This window comes from Novispirillum itersonii (genome assembly GCF_014205675.1).
Classification (GTDB): Bacteria; Pseudomonadota; Alphaproteobacteria; order Rhodospirillales; family Rhodospirillaceae; genus Novispirillum; species Novispirillum itersonii_A.
This window is the reverse complement of the sequence record NZ_JACIIX010000031.1, coordinates 1-7,536: the sequence shown is the minus strand read 5'-3', so window position 1 is coordinate 7,536 and position 7,536 is coordinate 1. Positions and strand designations below refer to the sequence as shown.

The 7,536-nt window shown below is 60.7% G+C and carries 11 protein-coding genes; 7 read left to right on the top strand and 4 right to left on the bottom strand.

All coding sequences use genetic code 11. From position 1 onward, the window contains the following. From FHS48_RS19705 to FHS48_RS19695, 3 genes are all read left to right on the top strand, one after another. Nucleotides 1-459, top strand: a 459-nt coding sequence (locus tag FHS48_RS19705; protein ID WP_221443621.1) for a hypothetical protein, incomplete at its 5' end; no start/stop codon positions are given. After that, complete coding sequence (locus FHS48_RS19700) at nt 452-1,327, top strand: phage Gp37/Gp68 family protein (protein ID WP_184266667.1); 876 nt, start codon at nt 452-454, stop codon at nt 1,325-1,327. The genes FHS48_RS19705 and FHS48_RS19700, both read left to right, overlap by 8 nt. Beyond that, complete coding sequence (locus FHS48_RS19695) at nt 1,324-2,022, top strand: SprT-like domain-containing protein (RefSeq protein WP_184266664.1); 699 nt, start codon at nt 1,324-1,326, stop codon at nt 2,020-2,022. The genes FHS48_RS19700 and FHS48_RS19695 overlap by 4 nt, the downstream gene beginning before the upstream one ends. A 28-nt stretch (nt 2,023-2,050) precedes the next feature. Here the strand turns inward: FHS48_RS19695 and FHS48_RS19690 are convergent, their stop codons facing one another. Continuing rightward, entirely contained in the window at nt 2,051-2,377 is a 327-nt protein-coding gene (locus FHS48_RS19690; protein WP_184266662.1) for a hypothetical protein, read from the bottom strand. Nucleotides 2,378-2,749: 372 nt separating this feature from the next. Here FHS48_RS19690 and FHS48_RS19685 point away from each other — a divergent pair, with 372 nt between their 5' ends. The 3 genes from FHS48_RS19685 (at nt 2,750) to FHS48_RS19675 (ending at nt 4,203) form a co-directional block, all read left to right on the top strand. After that, nucleotides 2,750-3,361 carry a hypothetical protein gene (locus FHS48_RS19685; protein WP_184266660.1) on the top strand — a complete coding sequence of 204 codons (612 nt, stop codon included), beginning with the start codon at nt 2,750-2,752 and terminating at the stop codon, nt 3,359-3,361. Between the two features lie 98 nt (nt 3,362-3,459). Next, entirely contained in the window at nt 3,460-3,918 is a 459-nt protein-coding gene (locus FHS48_RS19680; protein WP_184266657.1) for a hypothetical protein, read from the top strand. A gap of 99 nt (nt 3,919-4,017) precedes the next feature. Further along, a complete protein-coding gene (locus FHS48_RS19675) occupies nt 4,018-4,203 on the top strand; it encodes a hypothetical protein (RefSeq protein WP_184266654.1) in 186 nt (61 codons plus the stop codon). Nucleotides 4,204-4,248: 45 nt separating this feature from the next. Here FHS48_RS19675 and FHS48_RS19670 read toward each other — a convergent pair whose 3' ends face one another. From FHS48_RS19670 to FHS48_RS19660, 3 genes are all read right to left on the bottom strand, one after another. Then, nucleotides 4,249-4,539 carry a HigA family addiction module antitoxin gene (locus tag FHS48_RS19670; RefSeq protein ID WP_184266651.1) on the bottom strand — a complete coding sequence of 97 codons (291 nt, stop codon included), beginning with the start codon at nt 4,537-4,539 and terminating at the stop codon, nt 4,249-4,251. A gap of 16 nt (nt 4,540-4,555) precedes the next feature. After that, entirely contained in the window at nt 4,556-4,837 is a 282-nt protein-coding gene (locus FHS48_RS19665) for a type II toxin-antitoxin system RelE/ParE family toxin (protein WP_184266648.1), read from the bottom strand. A 158-nt stretch (nt 4,838-4,995) separates the two neighbouring features. Then, on the bottom strand, nt 4,996-6,600 hold the full coding sequence (locus tag FHS48_RS19660) for a recombinase family protein (RefSeq protein ID WP_184266646.1): 1,605 nt from the start codon (nt 6,598-6,600) through the stop codon (nt 4,996-4,998). Nucleotides 6,601-7,237: 637 nt separating this feature from the next. Between FHS48_RS19660 and FHS48_RS19655 the strand changes: the two genes are divergently transcribed. Further along, nucleotides 7,238-7,536, top strand: a 299-nt coding sequence (locus FHS48_RS19655; protein ID WP_221443622.1) for a UvrD-helicase domain-containing protein, incomplete at its 3' end; no start/stop codon positions are given.

Genomic DNA, 7,536 nt, shown 5'->3' with positions numbered 1-7,536 from the left:
CCACAGACCGATCTGTCAGGGAGGGATGACGGATCTGTCACCCTGAAATACCTTACAAAGAAATCCAAACAAGACTCTGTACAGGACATCGAGGGTGGCCAGCTCGTCGGGCTGATGGTGGCTGTCTCCCCCACTCTGCAACGGGTGCTGTCTCCGGCTGATCAGATTGCCCTGTCGTCCCCTGATACCGCGTCTGCGGCCCTCGGTGCCCTGACACGGGCGGTGTCGTGGCTGGTTCGTCAGGAATTGGCTTTGCAGGGGTCCGTGTGGGCGTCAGCCCTGCGAAAACACGGCATCACCGCCCTTGCCGCTGCCGTTGTCGCCATTGAGCGCCATGGAGTGCGCAGCAGGGCTGCCTATCTCCGGGGGATGCTCGACCGGGAGGGATTGCGCCTCACGGTCAGGCACAGTCTGGGTGCCCTCAGTCTGTCCGCTGGGGAGGGCCGGTGTCATGGCTGAGAACTCTTCCATCGAATGGACCAACCACACCCTCAACCCTTGGGTTGGGTGCGCGAAAGTCTCCCCGGCCTGCGATCATTGTTATGCCGAGGGGTGGGCCAAGCGGGCTGGGACGCCTGAGCTGTGGCAGGGCCAGCGCCGCCGGACCAGTGCCGCGAACTGGCGGCTACCGCTGAAGTGGGACCGGGCGGCTCAGGCAGCCGGGAAACGGGCGCGGGTGTTCTGCGCCTCTCTGGCGGATGTGTTTGATAACCATCCGGCCATCACGGACGGGTGGCGGCAGGATCTTGGGGCGCTCATCCGAGCCACCCCAAACCTTGATTGGCTGTTGCTCTCCAAGCGGATCGGCAATACCGGGCGCTATCTACCGCTGATGTTTCCGGACGGTGTGCCGGAAACTGTCTGGTTGGGGGCCACGGTGTGCAATCAGGCTGAAGCAGTCCGGGACATTCCGAAGCTGTTGGCCGCTCCGGTCGGAGTGCGCTTTTTGTCGGCCGAACCCCTGTTGTCGTCACTGGATCTGCGGGAATGGCTGGCCCGGATTGATCTGCTGATCGTCGGCGGAGAGTCCGGTGGTCAGGCGCGGCCCATGCATCCGGATTGGGTGCGTGGTCTGCGGGATCAGTGCGCCACCAGCGGCACCGGGTTCTTCTTCAAGCAATGGGGCGAATGGATTGAACACAATGCGGTGTCTTTCCCGGTCAAGAGGATGCCGAAACCCCGCTGGATACTCTGGGATGGACGGCTGCATGAGCCCGGACGAAAAATACAACGTGACGATCATGCCGAACTGATGTGCCGTGTCGGCAAGGTTGCTGCCGGGCGGCTGCTGGATGGTGTGGAGTATAACGGGGAGGTCATGACATGACCTTCTCCCCTTCGACCGAGCTTTACAGCCTGTTCCAGCGGCTGTTCGTTGAGATCAACGAACTGTTCGATCCTCCCCTGCCGGTGCCGATGTTCGCGCTCGATCAGTCACCGAAGGGGTTCGGCTATTACCGCCGGGGGCGGTTCGTCAGTGCCAAGGGGGAGATTGCCGACGAAATCGCCATCAACCCCAAGTATTTCGCCACCCACGGCTTCCGGGAACTGGTGCAGACCATGGCCCATGAAATGGTCCATCAGTGGCAGGAACACCACGGCAAGCCGTCGCGCAGCGGCTATCACAATGCGGAGTGGGCCGGGAAGATGGAGGGCATCGGCCTGATGCCCTCTTCGACCGGAGAGCCGGACGGGAAGAAAACCGGGCAGTCGATGGCCGATTACCTGATTGAGGGCGGTCCGCTTGCGGCCCTGTATCAGCGTCTGAACGCCGAAGGGGTGATGATCCCTTGGTATGACCGGCTGGTGGTGGCCTTGGCCGCTGAGGCCGGTGTGGGCTTTGCCCTGTCGTCCTCGGTGATGGCGGCAGCCGTCTCCCTGCCGGTGGTGAAGCACGAGGCCAAAGCAAAGACCAGCTATTCCCACCAGTGCAGCGATGACACCGAGCCTTTGAAGATCTGGGGCCGCAAAGGGCTGGCCTTGACCTGTGGCCTGTGTGGGGGCGTGTTTGCTGAAGGGTAAGGCAAGGTTTGTATCGTACTTTACAAACTCAGAGCTGGAGGCTGAACCGCTTTGCCGCCTCGGCAAGGCGGTTTGCCAGTTCTGACCGCTGGGAGCTGTTCAGCGCGTCGGGGTGGGCCAGCAGCCAATCCAGTTGCCGGAGTAGATCCGCATGGGCCTGTTTCGCCAGTCGCACCGGGGCACCCTTCAGCCACGCCTGAAGCTGCTTCAGTTCCTCGGGTTGTAGGCTGGCCACCGTGCCGGGGGGCACGTCTTCCAGCGCGGTGGCGGACGCGGGGAAGGATCCGATCTGTTGCCTCCGCCCCTCTGTTGAGCGGTACAGTTTCACCCGGTTGGCAACGATCCGAAATTCCATGATGCACCTCTCTCATAGGTACAAGGTAGTTGAATATCTCGTGTACCCAAAATGAGGGCGCATATCAATAATTGCGTTATGTACCTTTCATATGGGTGTTTTAAAGTCGGGCACGGTGATGAGGGAAAAGCCTTCAAGCCCCTCCGGGGCCGTAGGGGCTTCGCCCCGGCCTCCACAAGGGGCGGGCGCGGCCTGAAGGCCGCTGTTGTCCGGCAGGTCTCCCCATAGTCGCCTTGCAGGCGACCACGCTTCGCGCCGCCCGCCGGGCGGTGGGTGATCCCCCTCCTGCCGGACAACCCCTTGTGGACGCCTCCTAGTTTCTGACGACAGGGCAAAGTTCGATCCACCCAGTCCGATGAAAGGGACCCACCCATGACCGCAATCATGATTGATCTTCAGACCCTGCTGTCTCTGGCCGCTGCCGATGCTCAAGAAGAGGCTACTCATAAGCGGGAGGCTGCCAAGAGCGGGACCGATGACAAAAAGCGGAACCCTTACATGCCCGCCTATTGCGACCCGAACAACGAGTTCCGGGGCACCAAGTACGACGCCACCCGCTACTTACCGCTGACCGAGGTTTGCAAGCTGATCCGGCAGGATATCAGGGATGCCATCGCCGGGGGGCTGCTGCCGAAGGTGAAGGTATCCGTGCGGAAGGAAGATGCGCGGGCGGTTACTCTGATCGTTAAGGAGGTTCCTGAAGCGTTCCAGTTTTACAGCCCGAAATATCTGAAGTGGGCGCGAGAGTATCCGTTTGAAGACAAGCATGGGTGTGGCCGGAATTATCCGGGGTGGAGCGATCCGAGATCCGAACAGTATCGTCAGGTGATTGACGCCCTGACCGAGATTGTACAGGCCTATAACCGGGATAACAGTGATTCGATGGTCGATTACTTCGACGTCCGTTTCTACACGACCGTAGACTTCTGCCGGGAGCTGACGGCAGACCGCAAGGAAGAGGAAATGGCTGCCTTGCCAGCCTGACGGGGCAGACGTCCGGGGCCGGGGAACCGGCTCCGGGCTGCCCTGTTCATTCCTCAATCCGCAGACGGAAGCCAAATTCGATGAAAGGGACCCACGCCATGACCGCAATCGAGACTATTCGCGACGAGAAGCGCCGGATCCGTGCCGACCGTCTGGAAGCCAAGGCCGCGCTGTTGGAGCGGCAGGTTGCCGCTACGAACGCCGCTTTACCCAAAGATCGGGCCTTCTGGACACAACCGGGTAATTCCAGCCGCCGGAAAGCCCAGTTCCGCCTTGTTGCGACGTTGGAGAAACAGGTTGCTGCGGAAGCCTTGCGGAAGCAGGCCGCCTATCTTCGCAAGCCTCTGCGTCAGAAGGGTGATGCAGCCAAGGCGCAGGCCGAAGCGGCTGCCCGCGTTCAGGCAAGAAAAGGAGACTGGTTCCTGTCGGTCTATGGTTGGCAGCGGGTGGCCCGCGTGAATGCAAAGAGTCTGAGCTTCAAAGGCGCTTTTGAGACTGTCGCGGTCCCGAAGCATCTGGTTCAGCGGGTCAGCTCCTCCAATCCGATGGAGGGCTGAACGATGACAGGCACCTTGTTTGACACGCTTCCCCAATCAGCGCCCCAAAGTCAGACGCCCCAGCGTGACAGCGCCGGGCTTGCGCGGGCTCTGAATGCCGTGACCCGGACAGGCGACACAGAAGAAGCCTATCGCCTGTTGCGCACTCTGGCCCCCTCGGAGGTGCAGGAAGTCGCCCTGCGTGCCGGTTATGCCCTTGGGCGGGGGACGCTGACCATTGCGCAGTTTACGGCAATGGTGGTCAGGGCAGCAGCTTTGAAGCTGACCGGAAAAGAGATGCGGTAGTGTCCGCTATGGGGGGCCTGATCCATTCAGCGGGCCGATCACCGCTTATTCTGCCGCCACCAAGGGGCGGACCTGATCCAGATCGTCCGGCATGGTGCTGCCAAGATCGTAGAGCGCCTGAAGATTCATCCAGAATTCCGGCCCGGTGCCAAAGGCCCGGCCCAGCCGCAGGGCGGTGTCTGCCGTAACCGGTGCTTCCAGACGGGACAGGCGTTCAATCCGGGTGCGCGGCACATGACAGGCCTTCGCCACCGCATAGGCGGTCAGGCCGAGGGGCTGCATGAATTCTTCGCGGAGGATTTCACCGGGGTGGACCGGCGGGGTCGGGGCAAACATGGGGTGTCTCCTTGCCTTAGTGATAGTCCACGATTTCCACGTCTTCGGCGTGGCCCTCAACCCAGCGGAAGCAGATCCGCCACTGGTCATTGATCCGGATGCTGTGCTGTCCCTCCCGGTTCCCTTTCAGGGCTTCCAGACGGTTGCCCGGCGGCTGGCGCAGGGCGTTGAGAGACACAGCCGCTGCCAGCATCGCCAGTTTGCGCTGTGCCGGGCGGACCAGATCAGACGGAAACCCCTTCGGCGCTTTCCCTTGCAGGACCTCTTCCGTCAGTTTCGATTTCACGCTGAAAATCATGGGGACCCCGGTGCTGTTTCAAGGACAGTATCGTATCGCGATACATTAAGCAACCTAAAAACGTATCTCAATACGATACTGTTTTTACGCCCCCACCGTCAGGCCGGTTTGTACCGTACGATACAAAGGCGGCGGTGAAGGTCTGCGGGCCAGTGGGGTTATGGCTCTTTCAGCAGCTTGACCAGCTCGGTCGGGATCCACTCGACGGAGAGGGATGTTTTGTTGACTGTTACTGTCTTTATGCAGCCCCGCAGCAGCTTGTTGGGTTTGTGGTCCATCGGGTCCTGTTCAAGGGCCTTGATGTAGCCCATGGCCTTGGCCACCGCCTTGATGGCGATGGCTTCATTCGGGCTGTAGAAGCGCAGGTCCCGCACGGCGACGGAGCGCCGCATGGCGATTTGCCGCAGCTCGGTTTCCTTGTTCTCCAGATAGGTCTTGATTTCAACCCGCCGGGTCTGATCAGACAGGGTATCCAGCACCGCCGCAATCTCCTTCCGCCGTTTTGTGGTGTCGGCATCGGCGGCGGCAATGCGGGCTCTCAGGCTCTCCCGTTTGGCTTCCAGCTCCGGGCTCTGGTATCCGGTTAGAATGTCCTGCGGGGAGAGCGTTCGCAGTGCCTTAAGGGCACGGGGCTGAATGTCATCGGTGTAGACGGTGCAGATCGGGCAGTTTGGTTCCTTGCAGGAGTACATCCCTTTCCGCAGGGCGGTCAGCTTCTTGCCGCTCCACCCGCAGTGCAGCTTCCCGCTGAAGAACAGCATGGCATTGGTCAGCCGGGTAACCTGCCGTGACCGCCACCGCTGAATGCGTGCGTTTTCCTCGGCCTGACGCTTTTCATCCGACAGGCGCAGCCGTTCTTCCACAACGGCTTTCCGCACGCTGGACCGGCTGATCATTTCCCGCTGCACCCGGTCGAAGAGATCGATCGGGATGATGGCGAGGTGCGGCGCATCGACGGTGATCCATTCATCTTCTGACCGGGTGACGGCCAGCCGCTCCCCGGTCAGCGGATGGGATTTCCATTCCGCCTTGTTGAACTGGATGACGCCCTTATAGACCTGATTGCGCAGAATGCCGGTGCCCCGGGAGGCAGTGCCGATCAGCGTGGAGGAATACCACTTGCCTCCGCCGGGGCTGGGGATGCCCCGGGTGTTCAGCCCTTCGCAGATCCGGGCCAGTGAGTGGCCGCGCAGGTAGTCGGTAAAGATCCCACGGATGACCTCAGCCTCTTCCGGGATGATTTCCCGCAGGCCCCGGATCGGTTCGCCCCTGTCGTCGAACCGAAGCAGCGGGCGATAGCCATAGGTGCGGCCACCGGGGGCGCTGCCCCTCTGAATGGCCGCCTTCATCCCCCTGCGGGTCTTGTCCGCCAGATCACTCAGGTACAGGGCGTTCATCGTCCCACGTAGACCGACATCAATCTGGGAGACGCTACCGTTACTCACTGTTTCAATGGTGATGCCGAGGAACGAAAGAATGTCGTAGGTGTCGGAGATGTGCCCGATCTTCCGGCTGAGACGGGACAGGTCTTCTGTCACCACCATCTGGAAGTGGGCTTCTCTGGCATCGGCCATCAGGGCATCCAGCCCGGGGCGGTCGCGGATCTTGCCGGAAACGGCCTCGTCCTTGTAGACGCCGGTGACCAGATAGCCCCGCGCCTCGCAGTAGGCCCGGCAGCGGTCAATCTGGTCGGATGTGGAGAGGGCCTGTTTGTCAGTCGAATGGCGGGCATAGATTGCCGCCCGGCCAGAGGGTTGGGTCATGCGTATCACTGTGCCAGTTCGGTAACGGAATCATGAACAGGGATAATCGCGGGTTGTGCCGGACTGCAAGCCCGAAAACGGGGGCGGCGCAGATTTCGTGAATGAAAATCCGCGTGGAATCTCAAAGAGTCTCAGAGAATCTCAGTGTGTCTCAAAGAATCTCAGAGAATCCCGGAGTGTCTCAGAGAATCTCATACTTTAGGCGCGCTCCCCTGTTCCTTTCCCTGTCGTCACGCTGGCAGGATAGGCGCGGTGGTACCACCGCGCTCCTGCCCTTATTCGCATACGCTCAACGGGGGGTAAAATGAGCTGCGCACCGGACATGACAAAGCCGCCCTCGGAGGGATCCGGGGCGGCTTTGTCGGGGGTGGAGTCCCTGACGGCAGGGGCTCAGTTTGTGGTGAAGGCAAGGGCATAGCTTACCATCTCTCTGGTCAACATGGACTGCAATGAGAGATAGAAGAAGTATAGATTATTTAATCCAAAGTAAGTCAGATCTGATTGCCACTCCGCAACCGCCGATGTAAGCTCTGCTCCTTGCAAAGCGAAGGTTAATCCCCCAAATGGCGTCACTGGTGAAGCTGCCTCAGGCGAACCCACAGCAGACACAAGCGATCAACGCCATCCATGGGCCGGTCTGATCATTGCGGGTCCCGGCTCGGGCAAGACATTCACGCTCGTTGAGCGCGTCACCAATCTGATTGTGAATCACGGAGTTTCCCCCGAAGCCATCCTGGTATCGACCTTCACCGAGAAGGCGGCGCAGGAGCTTCTGACGCGAATCTCGAACCGCCTACACAGCATCGGCTCGAAGGTCAATCCTAACGCGCTGGAGGTAGGTACCCTTCACTCGATCTTCCTGCGCATCCTGGAGGACCACCGTGAGTTTACGCGCCTGAAGCGCAACTTCACGCTCATGGATCAGTTCGACCAGCA

Bases quoted from the DNA above. Each gene is read 5' to 3' on its own strand.
- FHS48_RS19660 (WP_184266646.1), bottom strand. From the start codon at position 6,600: ATGACCCAACCCTCTGGCCGGGCGGCAATCTATGCCCGCCATTCGACT.
- FHS48_RS19670 (WP_184266651.1), bottom strand. From the start codon at position 4,539: ATGTTTGCCCCGACCCCGCCGGTCCACCCCGGTGAAATCCTCCGCGAA.
- FHS48_RS19700 (WP_184266667.1), top strand. From the start codon at position 452: ATGGCTGAGAACTCTTCCATCGAATGGACCAACCACACCCTCAACCCT.
- FHS48_RS19690 (WP_184266662.1), bottom strand. From the start codon at position 2,377: ATGGAATTTCGGATCGTTGCCAACCGGGTGAAACTGTACCGCTCAACA.
- FHS48_RS19680 (WP_184266657.1), top strand. From the start codon at position 3,460: ATGACCGCAATCGAGACTATTCGCGACGAGAAGCGCCGGATCCGTGCC.
- FHS48_RS19695 (WP_184266664.1), top strand. From the start codon at position 1,324: ATGACCTTCTCCCCTTCGACCGAGCTTTACAGCCTGTTCCAGCGGCTG.
- FHS48_RS19665 (WP_184266648.1), bottom strand. From the start codon at position 4,837: ATGATTTTCAGCGTGAAATCGAAACTGACGGAAGAGGTCCTGCAAGGG.
- FHS48_RS19685 (WP_184266660.1), top strand. From the start codon at position 2,750: ATGACCGCAATCATGATTGATCTTCAGACCCTGCTGTCTCTGGCCGCT.